This window comes from Cupriavidus sp. SIMBA_020, assembly GCF_046535395.1.
Taxonomy (GTDB): Bacteria; Pseudomonadota; Gammaproteobacteria; order Burkholderiales; family Burkholderiaceae; genus Cupriavidus; species Cupriavidus campinensis.
Map to the genome: position 1 here is coordinate 94448 of NZ_JAWRWU010000009.1, position 17182 is coordinate 111629.

A 17182-nucleotide genomic window follows, 5' to 3' on the forward strand; every position below is an offset into this window, starting at 1 on the left:
TTGCGCTTTCAACACCTTGTCACAGTCCGTTCATAGGATGGCGTCCGGCCTGAACGATTAGAGGTCGTTCCCACTGCGGCGACATGGCGAGCCTTGCCATCCGGTTGCCGACCCACACAAAAAAGGACGAGAAAATGTTGGACAAACTCAATGCATCGCGCCGCAAGGCCCTGAAACTCCTCGCCGGCGCGCCGATGCTGCCGCTGGGCCTGGGTTCCGTTTCCCTGCTGGCCGGTTGTGGCGGCGACAGCGACGCTGCCACGCCGGGCACGCCCGCCACGCCGGGCGCCACCCCCGCGACGTTCGCCTCCGCCGAATTCACGGGCATGGCCGCGCCGACGCTGGCCGACCCGGCCGCGATGTCCACCACCACGGTGGGCTCGTCGCTCAAGGTGACCATGAGCGACGGCACCAGCCAGACCTACAAGCTGGCCTACCAGCCGTTCTTCATCACCGGCGACGAAGTGTCCGACGGCAACGGCGGCAAGATCCTGGCCGGCGGCTACGTCGACATCAACAACCAGCCGATCATCGACCGCTCGGTGGCCGGCAAGGAACGCCAGTTCTTCTCCGACTCGCCGGATGGCACGTCGCTGCTGAAGATCGACGGCGCCAAGGTGGCCGGCGTCACCGGCAACACCGTGTTCGCCGTGGTCCAGTTCGAATACAACACGGCCGACCAGGCCGGCGTCTCCACCTACGGCTGCCTGCCGTCGCCGATCGCCGTCCTCACGCTCGACCAGAACCCGACCACCGGCAAACTGACGCTGGTCAAGTACCACAACGTCGATACCTCCAGCGCCAACGGCCTGTGGATCACCTGCGGCGCGAGCCTGTCGCCGTGGAACACCCACCTCTCCAGCGAAGAGTACGAGCCGGATCCGTGGACCGCGGACGCCGCCCTGCTCACGCAGTACACCGCCTATGCCACCAACCTGTACGGCAACGCGAGCATTCCGCTGAACCACTATCTGTACGGCCATCTGCCGGAAGTCACGGTGAACGCGGACGGCACGGGCTCGATCAAGAAGCACTACTGCCTGGGCCGCATCTCGCACGAACTCGTGCAGGTAATGCCGGACAACCGCACCGTGCTGATGGGCGATGACGCCACCAACAGCGCCATGTTCATGTTCATCGCCGACAAGGAGAAGGACCTGTCCGCCGGCACGCTGTACGTGGCGAAGGTGGGTTCGGGCTTCTCGGTCGATCCGGCTGCCGCCGGCGCCGCGCTGACCTGGATCAAGCTCGGCCACGCCACCAGCGCCGAAGTGGAAGCGATGGCCAAGTCCCACCGTCCGCAGGACATCATGGACGTGAAGTGGGCAGACCCGGTGGACACCAGCTACACCAAGATTTTCGCGAACGGCATTGCCCAGTGGGTCAAGGTCGTACCGGGCAAGGAGCGCGTGGCCGCGTTCCTGGAAACCCACCGCTACGCCTACCTGGCCGGCGGCAGCATGGGCTTCACCAAGATGGAAGGCACCACTGTCAACATCAAGGACAAGATCGCCTACTCCGCCCTGCAAAACGTTCAGGACTCGATGGTGCTGAACAACGCCAAGGGCTGGAACGCCGCCAGCAACATCAGCTTGCCGGCCGCGCTGAAGGCTGGCGTGGTGATGCAGCACAACCTGACCGGTGGCCAGACCGACACCAGCGGCGCTGCCATCCGCAGCGAATGGGTGCCGGTGCACACCAAGGCGCTGATCGCCGGCAAGGACATCGCCGCTGACGCGCTGGGCAACACGGCAGATCCGGAAACGATTGGCAACCCGGACAACCTGAAGTTCTCGGAAAAGCTGCGCACGCTGTTCATCGGCGAAGACAGCGGCCAGCACGCCAACAACTTCCTGTGGGCGTACAACATCGATACGAAGAAGCTGAGCCGCCTGATGTCGGTACCGGCTGGCGGCGAATCGACGGGCCTGCACGCCGTGGACGAACTCAACGGCTGGACCTACATCATGAGCAACTTCCAGCACGCGGGCGAATTCATCGGCACCATGCCCGCCGGCGTGAAGACCACGCTCGATCCGCTGGTGCGCGCCAACTACAAGGACAAGTTCGGCTCCGCCGTCGGTTACCTGACCGCGGATGCCACCAGCGTCAAGCTGGGTTGATGTCCTGAAGTACCCGGGCCATCCGCACTGCCGGGTGGCCCGGTCATGTGGCAAAAATCCCACGCCCCACGGGCACCACCCAGTCTCATTCCCGATCAACGCCCGCAATTCACGCGGAACGGGAATATGTCATCTTTAGCCTATTGAAGTCCTGAATAAGGGCGGATAAGGTTCGGCGAATAATATTTTCCACGGTGATATATGTTATTCGCGACATATATTGCACGCCCCAATCTGGAAATCCAAATGAGTCTTTTCGAAACGGGACGCAGCACGTCTTTGTTTGCCCTCGATGCCGGACCGCCCAGGTCCGTTGCACACGCACGTCCAGTGTGCGCCGCCCCCGTTTCCACCGCGTAGTAACTAGTCGGACCGCCCCGGGGCCACAAACCCTCTCAAAGCCCGGGGGCACCGACATAGCTGGGGGTAATTCGTCCAGGGCGTGACGGGGTCAACCGCGCTGCCGCCAGAGCAGCCGGGCGCGCCAGGCCAGTGGGGACGAACTACCCGGTATTCCCATGTCCCGGAGAATGTTCAAAATGAGCAGCGTGATCAACGATGGTGGCAGCCCGTCCTACGGGCGAGCGCCGTTCTTTTCCAAGGAAGCGACCTACGCCAAACCGGGATTTTCCCGTTGGATGGTCCCGCCCGCCGCGTTGGCGGTGCACCTCTGCATTGGCCAGGCCTATGCTTTCTCGGTATTCAATGCCCCCCTGTCCAGGGTAATCGGTATTACCGAATCCGCACCTGACGACTGGAAACTGACCACGCTGGGTTGGATTTTCTCGCTGGCCATTTTCTTCCTCGGCATTTCAGCCGCCTTCGCCGGCAAATGGCTGGAACGCGTGGGCCCGCGCAAGACCATGTTCACGGCGGCCTGCTGCTTTGGCGGCGGTTTCCTGATCTCCGCGCTCGGGGTCTATACGCACCAGATCGTGCTGCTCTACCTCGGCTATGGCGTGCTCGGCGGGATTGGGCTGGGCCTCGGCTATGTCTCGCCGGTCTCCACGCTGATCCGCTGGTTCCCGGACCGCCGTGGCATGGCCACCGGCATGGCCATCATGGGCTTCGGCGGCGGCGCGATGATCGCCGCGCCGCTGTCCGTGGCGCTGATGAACACCTTCAAGAGCGCCACCTCGGTCGGCGTGACCCAGACCTTCCTGGTCATGGGCGTGGGCTACTTCATCTCGATGACCATCGGCTCGCTGGCGATCCGCGTCCCGCCGCCCGGCTGGAAGCCCGCCGGCTGGACCCCGCCGGTCACCACCAACAAGATGATCACGCGTAACCACGTGCACATCGACCAGGCTCTGAAGACGCCCCAGTTCTACCTGCTGTGGGTGGTGCTGTTCCTGAACGTGACCGCCGGCATCGGCGTGCTCGGCCAGGCCTCGCTGATGATCCAGGAAAGCTTCAAGGGCTCGGTCACGCCGGCCGCCGCCGCGGGCTTCGTGGGGCTGCTGTCGCTGTTCAACATGGGCGGCCGCTTCTTCTGGGCCTCGTCGTCGGACTGGATCGGCCGCAAGAACACCTACTTCGTGTTCTTCGCGCTGGGCGCCGTGCTGTACTGGCTGGTGCCGCAACTGGGTGGCGCCGGCAGCATCGCGCTGTTCGTGCTGGCCTACTGCGTGATCATGTCGATGTACGGCGGCGGCTTTGCCACCATCCCGGCCTACCTGGCCGACATGTTCGGCACGGCCTACGTGGGCGGTATCCATGGCCGTCTGCTGACCGCCTGGGCCGCCGCCGGCATTGCCGGCCCGGTGCTGGTGAACTACATCCGCGAATACCAGGTGGCGCACGGCGTAACCGGTGGCGCGGCGTACACCATGACGCTGCACATCATGGCTGGCCTGCTGGTCATCGGCTTCCTGGCCAACCTGCTGGTCTCGCGCGTCAGCGACAAGCACCACATGAGCGACGCCGAAGTAGCCGGCATGGCCGGTGTGGCGGGCGGCGCGCACTAAGCACCTAGAACGGAGTCATCCATGGAAAACCAATCTCTTGACGCGCAACCGACCAACACCGGTCTGCTGGCGGTGTTCTGGCTCTATGTGCTGGTGCCGCTGGTCTGGGGGGTGTCCAACACCATTACCCAGGCGCTGAAGCTGTTCCAGTAACACCGGACAGCCAATGAGGCAGTGACGCAGTGAGGCAGTGACGAAAGGGCCGCGGCAACCGCGGCCCTTTTCATTTCCTCCTACACTTGTCGGGTTGCCCCGCGCGGGGCCCCTTCCCCCCTCGCCCCTTCCCACCCAGTTGAATGGAGTCGCCATGAAGATCGATCTATCGGGCAAGACCGCCCTCGTCACGGGTTCCACGGCCGGCATCGGCTTTGCCACGGCCAAGGGGCTTGCCGAGGCCGGCGCACGCGTTATCGTCAACGGCCGCAGCAGCGCCAGCGTGGAGCAGGCGCTGGCCAAGCTGAAAGCCGCCGTGCCAGACGCCCAGGCGGTAGGCTTTGCCGGCGACCTGGTCGATGCGGCGGTGTGCGACAAGCTGGTCGGCACCCATCCCGACATCGACATCCTCGTGAACAACCTTGGCATCTTCCAGCCGCAGGACTTCTTCGACATCCCCGACAGCGAGTGGACGCGCTTCTTCGAGGTCAACGTGCTGACCGGCGTACGGCTCTCGCGCGCCTACGCCAAGGGCATGGCCGCCCGGAAATGGGGCCGGATCGTGTTCATCGCGTCGGAATCCGGCATCAATATCCCGGTGGAAATGATCCACTACGGGGTCACCAAGACCGCCCAGCTGGCCGTCTCGCGCGGGCTGGCCAAGCAGTTGGCGGGGACCGGCGTGACGGTCAATGCGGTGCTGCCGGGACCGACGCTGTCCGAAGGGGTGGAGGCAATGCTCAAGGACGAGATTGCCAAGAGCGGCAAGAGCGCCGAGGAAGTGGCGGCTGACTTCGTCAAGGCGCACCGCAGTTCGTCGCTGATCCAGCGCGCGGCCACGGTGGAGGAAGTGGCCAATATGGTCGTCTATGCGTGCTCGAAGCAGGCATCGGCCACCACCGGCGCGGCGCTGCGGGTGGATGGCGGCGTGGTCGATACGATCATCTGAACAGCCAGCCGGCTCAGCCGCCCGCGCCCAGCAACGCCACCGCACGCGCCAGCACCGGCGACGGGTTCTCCGGATGCCAGATTGCCGAGTACTGCGCGTGCGCCGGCGCCCCGGTGAGCGGCTTGAGCACCACACCGGGCACCGCCGCCGTGCCCAGCGTGCGCGGCACCAGTGCCACGCCCCGGCCCAGCGCCACCAGGCTGATGACGGACAGCAGGTGCTTGGCGTAGTGGCGGAAGTTCGGGCTGAAGCCGCCGGCCAGGCAGGTGGCCGCCGTCAGGTCGAAATACCCCGGCGCGCTCTCCCGCGGAATCACGATGAACGGCTCGTCGGCCAGCGCCGCCACATCGATCTTCGCGCGGCCCGCCAGCCGGTGCGTGGCAGGCAGCGCCGCCGCCAGCGGCACGCTGGCCACAAGGTGCGCCGCCATCTCGCCCACCCCCATCGGCACCTGCGCGAAGCCCAGGTCGATGCGGTCCTTGCGCAGCGCCTCCACCTGCTCTGACGAGCCCATTTCCTCCCAAACCGTCTCCACACCCGCCAGCTCCCGATGCAGCCGGGCGAACAGCGTCTCGATGCCGATATAGACCACCGCTGCCACGAAGCCAATCCGCAGCGTGCCAGTCTCGCCCTGCTGTGCGCGCCGCACCACCTGCAAGGCCACCTCGGCCTGGTTCAGGATGCGCCGCGCCTCCTGCACCAGCGCCGCGCCGGCCGGCGTCAGCCGCACACTGCGCTTGTTGCGGTCGAACAGCATGACGCCGAGTTGTTCCTCGAGCTGCTGGATGTGCTTGGTCAGCGGCGGCTGCGAGATGCGCAGCCGCTCCGCCGCGCGGCCGAAATGCAACTCCTCCGCCAGCGCCATGAACATGCGCAGGTCCCGAATCTCCATCGTCGCTTTCATGCTTCCGCCCCCTTGCGTGCGCCGCCAGACGGCAGCGCCAGTCATTCTATTTTGGAATCAGTCTCTTCCCAAAAATATATTGGACGCATCCAAACGCCATTCGCACAATGGCCGGATTCCAAGACAACAACCCTAAGATTCCGGAGACAGGCGCATGCCACGCATCCCCACCCCGGCGCTGGACGCCATGACCCCTGCCCAGCGCGCCGTGCACGACACCATTGCCGGCGGCCCGCGCGGCGGCGTGCGCGGGCCGCTGGCGGTCTGGCTGCAACGCCCCCAGCTGGCCGCCACCGCCCAGGCGCTGGGTCAGTACTGCCGCTACGACTCCTCCCTGCCACCGCGCCTGTCCGAGCTGGCCATCCTCTGCATGGCCCGCGCCTGGCGCGCCGAGTACGAGTGGTACGCCCACAAGCCGCTGGCGCTGAAGGCCGGCGTGCAGCCCGAGGTGGTCGAGGCCATCCGCACCGGCCGCACCCCGGCCTTCGCCAACGAGGACGAGGCCGTGGTCCACGCCGTGATGCAGAGCCTCGACCAGACCCGCCGCATTCCCGACACGCTCTACAAGCACGCCATCGACGTGCTCGGCCAGGACGGCGTGGTGGACCTCGTCGGCCTCGCCGGCTACTACACGCTGATCTCGATGACCATCAACGCGTTCGAGGTGGTGCCGCCGGCAGGCACGCCCAACGAACTCGATCCGCTCTGAACAGGAAATCCGCAACATGTCATCCAATTCGCCCAAGAGGCTCGAAGGAAAAGTTGTCATCGTGACCGGCGCGGGCTGCGTCGGCCCGGGCTGGGGCAACGGCCGCGCCGTTGCCAGCAACTGGTACGGGATGATGGGGCCGGCCGGCACGCCGCCTGACGTGGTGAAGCGCGTGAACGAGGCCCTGCGCCGCACGCTCGACCACCCCGGCGTGCGCACCAACCTCGAACAACTGGGCCTGGTCCCCGCCCCGGGCAGCGCCGCCGAGTTCACCACGCTGATCCGCAACGACACCGCCAAGTGGGGCCGCGTGGTCAAGGAACACAACATCCACGGAGAATGACATGGGCACGATGACGCTGTACTGGTCGCCCCGCTCGCCGTTCGTGCGGCGCGTGATGGTGACCGCGCACGAACTGGGCATCGCCGACCGCATCCGCTGCACGGACGCGGTGGTGGCCATGACTGGCTGCAACGCGGACGTGATGCGCATGAACCCGCTCAACAAGATCCCGACGCTGGTGCTTGAAGACGGCAGCGTGCTGTCGGAATCGACACTGATCTGCGAGTACCTTGCCGCTGGCTCCGCGCTGGTGCCGGGCGAGCGCGCCGCCCGCCTGCGCGCGCTGCGCTGGCACGGGATGGGCCATGGCCTGACCGATCTGCTGGTGCTGTGGCGCAACGAGCGGCTGCGGCCGGCGGCGCAGCAGTCGGCGCCCATCCTCGACGCCTGGGCCGCCAAGCTGGCGGCCACGCTGTCGGTACTCGATGCCGAAGCGGCCACCTTGCGCGCCTCAGCCGTGTCGCTCGGGCATGTCGCCATCGGCTGCGCGCTGGGCTATCTGGACTTCCGCTTTAAGGAACTCGACTGGCGCGCGCAGGCGCCGGCGCTGGCGCAGTGGTTCGCGACGTTCGACCAGCGCCTGTCGATGCGGGAGACCATGCCGTCGGCGTAGCGACGTCAGGCCGCGTCGGTACTCCAAGACCGGATCAGATCGACCGTGCCGGCATCCGCCGCGCAGGCCGCCTCGCCAATCTCCCGGCCCCAGTAGCGCTCCGAGCCATCGGCCAGCCGCCACGCGTGCAGGCGCCGCGTGAACAGTTGCAGGTCGTATTCCCCGGTGACGCCCATTGCGCCGTGTACGGCATGGGCGCTGCCAGTGACCGGAGTCACCGCCTCGCAGGCATTGAGCTTGCCCACCGCCGCGCGCATGCGGTCCGGCCAGGCGTCGTCGGACGCGCACGCGATCTGCGCCGCCACGCGCGCCGCCGCCACCTGCTCGGCCATCACACTGACTTGATGCTGGATCGCCTGAAACTTGCCGATGGGCCGGCCAAACTGCGCGCGGTCGTTGGCGTACTGCAAGGTCATGTCGAACACGCGGGCCATCGCACCGGCCATCTGGGCGGCGTGCAGGCAGGCGCCCAGCGTACGCAGCAGCCCCGGCGCCAGCGGAAAGGCGGCGGACGGGGACCGGCCGATGGAGACCGTCAGGTCGCCGTGCACGCCGGTATCTGCCAGATCCGCGGCTGCGCGGGCAACCAGCGCCCCCTGGCCGCCGTCCTGCACGAGGAACCACGCGGCGGCGGCTCCGCACGGCGCATGGGTGCGCGGCGCGGCGTCGAACGTCGCCAGCGCAATCGGGCCCTCCGGTATGTCGATGCCGGCCTGATGCAGCACCGCCCGCGCGAACATCGTCTGGGCCAGCGGCAGCGGCATTGCGTGCCAGCCCATCGCAAATAGCAGCGGGGCGACCTCCGCCAGCGAAAGCCCCGCGCCACCGGCATCCTCGGGCAGCAGGCAGTCCGCAAAGCCGCTGTCGCGCAGCACGCTCCACAGCGGCGCCGCACCCTGCCCGGCTTCCACGGCGCGCACATGCGCCGGCGTGCAGTGGTCGCGCAGCAGGGCTGTCAGCGCGTCGGAATAGGCGTTATCCATCTCGAAACTCCTTCAGCGCAGGCCAAGGCCGCGCGCAATCATGCCGCGCAGGATCTCGCGGGTACCGCCCCGCAGCGAATAGGTCGGCGAAATCTGGCTGACGTAAGCCGCCGTGCGATACAGCGCCGTGTCGGCGGCCAGCTCCGGTTCATCCCCGAGCGCCGCTTCCGCCAGCGCGCCCACGGACTGCTCCAGTTCGGTGCCGAGATCCTTGACCAGCGCGGCCTCCACCAGCGGGCTTTCCCCGGCGGCGAGCCGCGCCGTTACCGCCAGCGACATCGCGCGCAGCGTGGCCAGCCTGCCGACCAGCCGGCCAACGGTGACCGTGTCGCGCCGAATCGACGGCAGGCGGCGCAGCGCGGCAATCCATGCGTCGAGCAGCACCACGCTCGAATAAAGCCGCTCCGGGCCGCTGCGCTCGAACGCCAGTTCCGCGTTGACCTGCTCCCAGCCCGCGCCCTCCTGCCCCACCAGCGCATCGGGCGGCAGGGTCACATCGTCGAAGCTCACCTCCGAGAAATGCGCGTCACCAGCCAGGTCGTGGATCGGCCGGATCGTCACGCCCGGCGCGGCAAGGTCCACGATGACCTGCGACAGGCCCTTCTGGCGGTCACCCGCCTCGCCGGAGGTGCGCACCAGCGCCAGCATGTACTGGCAGCGGTCGGCGTTGGTCGTCCAGATCTTGCGGCCATTCAGCCGCCAGCCGCCTTCGGGCAGCGGTACGGCGCGCGTGCTGACGCTGGCCAGGTCGGAGCCGGCGTTCGGCTCGCTCATGCCGATGCAGAAGAACGCCTCGCCCCGGCAGATGCGCGGCAGGTAGAAGTCGCGCTGGGCGTCGTTACCGTAGCGCAGGATCAGCGGCCCGCTCTGCCGGTCCGCGATCCAGTGCGCGGAGACCGGCGCGCCGCAGGCCAGCAACTCCTCCACGAGCACGAAGCGCGAGAAGGCGTCGAGCCCGGCGCCGCCGTGGGCCGCGGGCAGCGTGATGCCCACCCAGCCGCGCCGCGCCAGCGCGCGGCTGAAGCTGGCGTCGAAGCCCATCCACGAGCGCGCGCGCACATCGGGCGGCAGCGCCGGCAGATGTTCGGCGAGGAAGGCCTTGACCTCGGCACGGAAGGCCGCCGCCTGTGGCGGCAGCGCCGTGAGCTGGAAGGTTGCAAACAGCGCACTCACATCGACACTCCTGTTTCAATCCAGCGTGACGCCGGAATCCTTGACCACCTTGCGCCAGCGTTCCAGCTCCTGGGCCACGTACTTGCCGTAGGCCTCCGGGCTGGTCCCGCGCGGCTCGGCGCCCTGCGCAGCCAGGCTGGCGCGTACCTCGGGCGCGGCCAGCGCCTTCAGCGTGGCGGCATTGAGCTTCCTGACGATCTCGGGCGGCGTCTTGGCCGGCACCATCATCCCCTGCCAGGCGCCTACCTCGAAGCCGGGCATCACGGTCTCGGCCACGGTCGGCACGTCAGGCAATTGGGAACTGCGCGTGAGGCTGGTCACCGCCAGCGCCTTCATGCGCTTGTCGCGGATGAACGGCAGCGACGAGTTGATGGTGTCCGTCATGAACTGCACCTGCCCGCCGGCGAGGTCGGTCAGGGCCGGCGCGCTGCCCTTGTAGGGTGCATGTACAGCGTCCAGCCCGTTGGCCTGCAGGAACAGGAAGGCGGCCAGATGCGTGACGTTGCCATTGCCGGCCGACCCGTAGGTCATCTTGCCGGGGTTGGCCTTGAGCCAGCTGACGAACTCGGCCACGGTGTTCGCGGGCACCTTCGCGTTCACCTCCAGCACCAGCGGCACCATGGCGGTCATCGCCACCGGCGCGAAGTCACGCTTCACGTCGTAAGGCAGCTTCTTGTACAGCGCGGGGCTCAGCGCGATGGACGAGGTGTTGTACAGCACCGTGTAGCCGTCGGCAGGCGCCTTGGCCACCATCTCGCCGCCGATATTGCCGTTGGCGCCGGGGCGGTTGTCCACCACCACCTGCTGGCCGAGGTCTTCCGACATCTTCTTGGCAATCACGCGCGAGACGAGGTCGGTCGGCCCCCCCGGCGGGAACGGCACCACGAGCTTGATCGGATGATCGGGAAATTCCGCTGCGTGCGCCGGCATGGCGGCCGGCGCGCAGACCAGCGCGGCTACGGCGCAGAGGCGTCGCAGCGTACGGTGATGCCTGGCATTTTTGCTCTGAACTGGCATGTTGTCTCCTCCTGTAAATGCGTGGGGCCGCCGCCAGCGGGCTACCTGCCTGCCAGCAGGCGGCGCGCGGTGTAGGTCATCACCAGCTCGTTGCGCTGGTTGAAGACCTCGATGCTCGAATCCACCACCGCGCGGCCGCTCTTCGACGTCGGGCGGATGCCGGTCACGGTCACAGTGGCGCGGATCGTGTCGCCCACCACCACCGGGCCGTGGATCTTCTGCGTCAGCTCCAGCATCGCCAGCCCGGTACCCTGGATCATGGTCTGCAGGATGAAGCCTTCGATCAGCGCGTAGGTCAGCGCGGCCGGGACCGGGCGGCCCTGAATCGCACCGCCCTCGTAGCCGGCCTCGATGAAGATGGCCTCCAGCATGCCGGTGGTGGAGATGAAGTTGACCAGATCGGTCTCCGTCACCGTGCGGCGGAAGGTCTCGAAAACCTGCCCGACCTCGATGTCCTGCCAGTAGTAGCCCTGCCCGAGGCGTTGGGGCTGCGCTTGGGTCATGTTCGTCTCCTTGTGGATCTTGTCTGGAATGGGGTGTCAGCGCGGCTTGGCCGCGAACGCCGCGCCATCGCGCGTCAGGGCGTCGATGTCCTTGGCGTCCAGCCCCGCGTCACCGAGCACGGCGCGCGTGTGTTCGCCGAGCCGGGGCGGCAGCGCCGCACGGGCGCGTTCACCGTCGAAGCGCACCGGCGCGCCCGGAAAGCGCAGCGTGCCCATCGACGGATCGCTGACCTGCTCGAAGAAGCCGGTGGCCTGCAAATGCGGGTCGTCGATCAGTTCGTCGAGGTCGTTCACGCGCGCCACGGGAATCTGCAGGCCCTCGCAGATCTCGAGCCAGTCGTCCGTGGAGCGCTCCCGCACCAGTTCGCCGGTGATTTCGTAGAGCGTTTCGATATGGCGCGTGCGCGCCGCGATGTCAGTGAAGCGCGCGTCGGCGGCCAGGTCGTCACGCCCCGCGCTGCGGAAGAAGTCACGCCAGTGCGCGTCGGTGTACGGCATCATGCAGACGTAGCCGTCGGCGGTCTGGTAGGGCCGGCGCAGCGGCGCCAGCACGCGCGGATAGCCGGCGGTGCCGCGCGGCGGCTCGAAATGCTGGCCGTAGAGATGCTCGACCATATTGAAGGCCACCATCGACTCGAACATCGGCACTTCCACCATCGACCCCTTGCCACCCTGCCGCGCGCGCCCGGTAAGCGCCGCCGAGATCGACAGCGCCGCCACCAGCCCGCTGGTCTTGTCCGCCGCAATGGTCGGGAAGTAGCGCACCGTGCCGGTCTGCGCGGCCATCAGCGCGGCATTGCCGGACAGGCCCTGGATGATGTCGTCGTACGCGGGGCGCCCGCCATAGGGGCCCTCCTCCGCAAAGCCCAGCAGGCTCACGTAGACCAGTTGCGGATGCCGCGCCATCACGCTGGCGGGGTCCAGGTCGAGCTTGGCCAGCTTCTGCGGCCGCATGCTGTGCATGAACACGTCAGCCGTGGCCAGCAGCCGGTGCAGCGCGGCCTGCGCGGCCGGCAGCTTCAGGTTCAGCACCACGCTCTTCTTGCTGCGGTTTACGCCCAGGAAGATGGCCGACATGCCGTCTTCGGTGGCGGGGCCGGTGCGACGCGTGGAATCCCCCTCGGGCGGCTCCACCTTGATGACCTCGGCGCCCAGGTCGGCCAGCCACTGGCTGGCGTACGGGCCCATCACGACCGTGGACAGGTCTACCACGCGAATGCCAGACAGCGGCAGCATGGGCGTCTCCTTATATCTTTTGGCTTTGAGCGACGAGGTTACCGCCGGCGGTACCTTTCCGTCTAATATTAGTTTTTTAGGAACCGATATCGATTGGATATCACCATGGACCTGCGTCAACTCCAGCAATTCGTCGTGCTCGCCGAGACCGGCAACTTCCACCGGGCGGCCGAGCGCCTGCATATGGCGCAGCCGCCGCTATCGATCTCCATCCGCAAGCTGGAGGCGGATCTGGGCACGCCGCTGTTCGTGCGCACCACGCGCGGGGTGCGCCTCACCCAGGCCGGGGAGGCGGCGCTGGCCGACGCCCGGCGTGCGCTGTTTCACGCCGAACAGGCCCGCGCGGCTGCGCTCTCCGCCGCACATGGCGAGCGTGGCGCGCTGCGCGTGGGCTTTATCGGCTCGGCCACCTACGCGCTGCTGCCCCGGCTGATTCCGGCTTTCCGCGCGGCGCATCCCGGCATCGAGCTGATCCTGCATGAGTCGACGTCGGCCTCGATCCTGGACCGGCTCGAACGTGGCCAGGTGGATGCTGGCCTCGTACGCTTCCCGATCCTGAGCGCCGGACCGTTCACGCTGACGCCGCTGGAGGAAGACACCTTCGTGGCCGCCGTGCCGGCCGACAGCCGCTTCGCCGCGCAGGAGTCCATCGCGCTCAAGGCACTGGCCGACGAGCCCTTCATCATGCATCCCAGCGCCGAGGTGCCCAACCAGCAGGCCGTGGCGATGCTGCTGTGCCAGCAGGCCGGCTTTGTGCCGCGCGTGACGCAGGAGGCGGTGCAGGTGCAGACCATGGTCAGTCTGGTGGAAAGCGGACTTGGCGTGGCGCTGGTGCCCGGCGTGACGGCGCGCTACACCAATCGGCGCGTGCGCTTCCTGCGGCTGTCGAGCCCCCGGCCCACCGCGCGCATCGGCATTGCGCTGGCCACGCGCGAGGGTGCCGATGACCGCCACGTGCAGCACTTCACCACCGTGGCGCGCGGCATGATGCAGGACGGCTGAGGCCGTTCCGCAGCGCAGCACCGGTCATACAGGCCGTGCATGGCCGTAATGAAACTTGCGCCATGGGTGTCCGGTTCACGTTGTGGACCGTGGCCGCCGCCCCTTACAGTCTGGCTTGCATCCCACGTCGTCAACCTCGGGAATCCAGCCAGTGAAGAAGCTTCTGATTGCAAATCGCGGCGAGATTGCGCTGCGTGTCCAGCGGGCGGCCCAGGATCTTGGCATCGCCACGGTGGCCGTCCACGCCGCCGACGACACCCAGTGCCGCCACCGCATGCTGGCCGACGAATCGGTGGCGCTGCCCGGTTGCGGCCCGGCGGCCTATCTCGATATCGACGCGATGCTCGACGCCGCGCGCGCCAGCGGCGCCGATGCGATCCACCCCGGCTACGGCTTCCTGAGCGAGCGCGCCGACTTTGCGCAGGCATGTGCGGATGCGGGCATCCTCTTCGTCGGCCCTACGCCCGAGCAGCTCGGGCTGTTCGGCGACAAGGGACGCGCGCTGGCGCTGGCGGCGCAGTGCGACGTGCCGGTCATGCCGGCCACGCCGGGCGGGGCCACCCTCGACGCCATCACCGCGTTCTTCCACGCCCAGCACGGCAACGGGATCGTGCTGAAGGCCGTGGGCGGCGGTGGTGGGCGCGGCATGCGCATCGTGCGGGAGGCGCAGGGGCTCGCGGAAGCCTACGCGCGCTGCCGTTCCGAGGCGCGCAGCGCCTTCGGCGTGGACCAGATCTACGCGGAACGGCTGGTGGAACGCGCGCGCCACATGGAAGTACAGATCGTTGGCGATGGGCGCGACGTGGTGGCGCTGGGCGAGCGCGACTGCACGCTGCAGCGGCGCTTCCAGAAGCTGGTCGAGATCGCGCCGAGCCCGGTACTCACGGCGGGCCTGCGCGAGCGTATCCTCCATGCCGCCACGGTGATGGCGCGCGAGGTGGGCTACCGCAGCCTTGGGACGTTCGAGTTCCTCGTGGAGACCACGGAGGCCGGCGAGCCGCGCGGCTTCGTCTTTATCGAAGCCAACCCGCGTCTCCAGGTGGAGCACACGATCACCGAGCAGGTGACCGGCGTGGATCTGGTGGCGACGCAGCTTGCCCTTGCCCAGGGGCGCTCGCTGCGCGAGGCGGGGCTCGACCCGCAGGCGCCGCCGGCACCGCGCGGCTTTGCCATCCAGCTGCGGATCAATGCCGAGGCCACCGACGCCCAGGGTTTCGCGCGGCCCGCGCAGGGCCGGCTCGAGCGCTTCGATCCGCCCAGCGGCCCGGACGTGCGCGTGGATACCCACGGCTATACCGGCTATGCCCCGCCGCCCGGCTATGACTCGCTGCTGGCCAAGCTCATCGTCACCGCCGCCGCGCCGCGCTTCGACGACGCGGTACGGCGTCTGCGCCGCGCGCTGGCCGAGTTCCGCATCGACGGCGTGCCGACCAATATCAACTTGTTGCGGGCGCTGGTCGCGCGCGAGGACTTCGCCACGCAGCACGTGCATACGCGCCATTTCGAGGCGATCCTGCCGGAACTGCTGGAGCACGCGAAACGCATCGCTGCCACGGCTGCCACCCGCGATGCCACGAGCGGCCAGCCTGCCGGCGTACCGGCCAGTGCGCTGGCTGCGGGCAGTGAAGCAGCGCCCGGCGAAGGCCTCATCGCCATCCGCGCGCCGATGAACGGCCGCGTGGTCGAGATGCGCGTCAATGAGGACGCCATCGTGCAGCCGGGCCAGACCGTGGCCATCCTCGACGCCATGAAGATGGAGCACACCATCGTCGCCGAAGCCGCCGGCCGCGTGATCGACGTGCGCCTTGGGGCCGGCGCGCAGACCACCGAGAACCAGATCCTGCTGGTGCTGGAGCCGATGGAAACCACCGGTGCGGCGCAGCACCGCACCGCAGGCGCCGATCCGCGCGCCGTACGACCAGACCTGCAGCGCGTGTTCGATCGCGACGCCTTCCTCGCCGACACCGCCCGCCCGGACGCCGTGGCCAAGCGCCATGCCCGTGCCCAGCGCACCGCGCGCGAGAACGTGGCGGACCTGTGCGATGCCGACAGCTTCGTCGAGTACGGCGCCTACGCGGTGGCGGCGCAGGCCAGCCGGCGCAGCGCCGAGGACCTGATCGCCAACACCCCTGCCGATGGCCTGATCACCGGCACGGGGCGCGTCAACGGCGCCCGCTTCGCACCCGAGGCAGCCCGCTGCGCGGTGCTGGCCTATGACGCCACCGTGCTGGCCGGCACGCAGGGCAAGCGCAACCACATCAAGACCGACCGCATCCTGCAAGTCGCCGCCGACCAGAAGCTGCCCACGGTGATCTTTGCCGAAGGCGGCGGCGGCCGGCCCGGCGATGTCGATTTCCCGACCGTGGCCGGCCTCTACCAGCCCTCGTTCGCGGCATTCGCCAGCCTGAGCGGCGAAGTGCCGGTGATCGGCATCGCGGCGGGCCGCTGCTTTGCCGGCAATGCCGCGCTGCTCGGCTGCTGCGACGTGATCGTCGCCACACGCGACGCCAACATCGGCATGGCCGGCCCGGCGATGATCGAGGGCGGCGGGCTGGGCGTGTACCGCCCCGAGGACATCGGCCCCGCTGCCGTGCAGTTCCAGAACGGCGTGGTGGACCTGCTCGTTGACGACGAGGCCGCTGCCGTGCAGGCCGCCAAGCACTATCTGGCGATGTTCCAGGGCCGCACGCAGGACTGGCAGGCGCCCGACCCGCTGCTGCTGCGCGGCGTAGTGCCCGAGAACCGCCTGCGCGTGTACGACACGCGGGCGGCCATGCAGGGCATTGCCGACGTGGACAGCCTGCTGGAACTACGCGCCGGCTACGGCACCGGCGTGCATACGGCGCTCGCGCGCATCGAGGGGCGCCCGGTCGGCATCGTCGCCAACAACCCGCGCCACCTCGGCGGCGCCATCGACGTGGACGCCGCCGACAAGGCCGCGCGATTCATGCAACTGTGCGACACCCACGGCCTGCCCATCGTCTCGCTGATCGACACACCGGGCTTCATGGTCGGCCCCGAGATCGAGGCGCGCGCGCAGGTGCGGCACGTGTCCCGCCTGTTCGTGCTGGGCGCCAAGCTGCGCGTGCCGTTCATGGCCGTGGTGCTGCGCAAGGGCTACGGACTCGGCGCGATGGCGATGGCAGCCGGCGGCTTCCGCGCGCCGGCCTTCACGATCTCCTGGCCCACCGGCGAGTTTGGCGGCATGGGGCTCGAGGGCGCCGTGCGGCTCGGCTTCCGCAAGGAACTCGAAGCGCTGCCCGAAGGCCCCGAGCGCGACGCGCTCTACCAACAGCTGGTGGCGCAGATGTATGAGCGCGGCCACGCGATCAACGCCGCCGCCGGGCTGGAGATCGACGCCGTGATCGATCCCGCCGAGACACGCCGCTGGCTGCTGGCGGGACTGGAGCCCGCCCCGCGCGACACCCCGCCGCGCCGCTACGTAGACGCCTGGTAACCCCCGGGGAAGCCCCCTTCCCCTGCGCTTGTTCGTCCAACGCCCCGGAG

The 17182-nt window shown here is 68.2% G+C and carries 15 protein-coding genes; 9 read left to right on the forward strand and 6 right to left on the reverse strand.

The annotated features are described in order from the left end of the window. Window positions 1-134 precede the first annotated feature (134 nt). The 4 genes from SB751_RS18135 (at window position 135) to SB751_RS18150 (ending at window position 5192) form a co-directional block, all read left to right on the forward strand. Window positions 135-2123 carry a PhoX family protein gene (locus tag SB751_RS18135; RefSeq protein ID WP_144196467.1) on the forward strand — a complete coding sequence of 663 codons (1989 nt, stop codon included), beginning with the start codon at window positions 135-137 and terminating at the stop codon, window positions 2121-2123. Between the two features lie 539 nt (window positions 2124-2662). Then, window positions 2663-4090, forward strand: coding sequence for an OFA family MFS transporter (locus SB751_RS18140; RefSeq protein ID WP_144196466.1), 1428 nt, complete (start codon window positions 2663-2665; stop codon window positions 4088-4090). A 21-nt stretch (window positions 4091-4111) separates the two neighbouring features. After that, a complete protein-coding gene (locus tag SB751_RS18145; protein WP_144196465.1) occupies window positions 4112-4243 on the forward strand; it encodes an oxalate:formate antiporter in 132 nt (43 codons plus the stop codon). Window positions 4244-4397: 154 nt separating this feature from the next. Next, entirely contained in the window at window positions 4398-5192 is a 795-nt protein-coding gene (locus SB751_RS18150) for an SDR family NAD(P)-dependent oxidoreductase (RefSeq protein ID WP_144196464.1), read from the forward strand. Between the two features lie 13 nt (window positions 5193-5205). Here SB751_RS18150 and SB751_RS18155 read toward each other — a convergent pair whose 3' ends face one another. Continuing rightward, window positions 5206-6096 carry a LysR substrate-binding domain-containing protein gene (locus SB751_RS18155; RefSeq protein WP_211943161.1) on the reverse strand — a complete coding sequence of 297 codons (891 nt, stop codon included), beginning with the start codon at window positions 6094-6096 and terminating at the stop codon, window positions 5206-5208. 154 nt (window positions 6097-6250) lie between these two features. Between SB751_RS18155 and SB751_RS18160 the strand changes: the two genes are divergently transcribed. Genes SB751_RS18160 through SB751_RS18170 form a run of 3 tightly spaced genes read left to right on the forward strand, consistent with a single transcriptional unit; the run spans window position 6251 to window position 7761 of the window. After that, window positions 6251-6805 (forward strand): carboxymuconolactone decarboxylase family protein, encoded by a 555-nt coding sequence (locus SB751_RS18160; RefSeq protein ID WP_144196462.1) that lies wholly within the window; start codon window positions 6251-6253, stop codon window positions 6803-6805. Window positions 6806-6821: 16 nt separating this feature from the next. Then, on the forward strand, window positions 6822-7148 hold the full coding sequence (locus SB751_RS18165; protein WP_144196461.1) for a tripartite tricarboxylate transporter substrate-binding protein: 327 nt from the start codon (window positions 6822-6824) through the stop codon (window positions 7146-7148). Between the two features lies 1 nt (window position 7149). Further along, complete coding sequence (locus SB751_RS18170; protein ID WP_244844701.1) at window positions 7150-7761, forward strand: glutathione S-transferase family protein; 612 nt, start codon at window positions 7150-7152, stop codon at window positions 7759-7761. 5 nt (window positions 7762-7766) lie between these two features. Here SB751_RS18170 and SB751_RS18175 read toward each other — a convergent pair whose 3' ends face one another. From SB751_RS18175 to SB751_RS18195, 5 genes are read right to left on the reverse strand one after another with little or no spacing between them, the layout of a single operon-like run. After that, entirely contained in the window at window positions 7767-8744 is a 978-nt protein-coding gene (locus SB751_RS18175) for an acyl-CoA dehydrogenase family protein (RefSeq protein ID WP_144196460.1), read from the reverse strand. A gap of 12 nt (window positions 8745-8756) precedes the next feature. Beyond that, complete coding sequence (locus SB751_RS18180) at window positions 8757-9917, reverse strand: acyl-CoA dehydrogenase family protein (protein ID WP_410748270.1); 1161 nt, start codon at window positions 9915-9917, stop codon at window positions 8757-8759. A 15-nt stretch (window positions 9918-9932) separates the two neighbouring features. Beyond that, window positions 9933-10934 carry a tripartite tricarboxylate transporter substrate binding protein gene (locus tag SB751_RS18185; protein ID WP_144196458.1) on the reverse strand — a complete coding sequence of 334 codons (1002 nt, stop codon included), beginning with the start codon at window positions 10932-10934 and terminating at the stop codon, window positions 9933-9935. A gap of 41 nt (window positions 10935-10975) precedes the next feature. Further along, entirely contained in the window at window positions 10976-11437 is a 462-nt protein-coding gene (locus SB751_RS18190; RefSeq protein ID WP_144196457.1) for a MaoC family dehydratase, read from the reverse strand. A gap of 36 nt (window positions 11438-11473) precedes the next feature. Beyond that, on the reverse strand, window positions 11474-12673 hold the full coding sequence (locus tag SB751_RS18195) for a CaiB/BaiF CoA transferase family protein (RefSeq protein ID WP_144196456.1): 1200 nt from the start codon (window positions 12671-12673) through the stop codon (window positions 11474-11476). Between the two features lie 105 nt (window positions 12674-12778). On the opposite strand from SB751_RS18195, the gene SB751_RS18200 reads away from it, so the two are divergent. Both SB751_RS18200 and SB751_RS18205 read left to right on the forward strand, forming a co-directional pair. Next, window positions 12779-13675, forward strand: a complete 897-nt coding sequence (locus SB751_RS18200; RefSeq protein WP_149138116.1) for a LysR family transcriptional regulator — start codon at window positions 12779-12781, stop codon at window positions 13673-13675. 151 nt (window positions 13676-13826) lie between these two features. Then, on the forward strand, window positions 13827-17132 hold the full coding sequence (locus SB751_RS18205; RefSeq protein WP_410748271.1) for a carboxyl transferase domain-containing protein: 3306 nt from the start codon (window positions 13827-13829) through the stop codon (window positions 17130-17132). Window positions 17133-17182 lie beyond the last annotated feature (50 nt).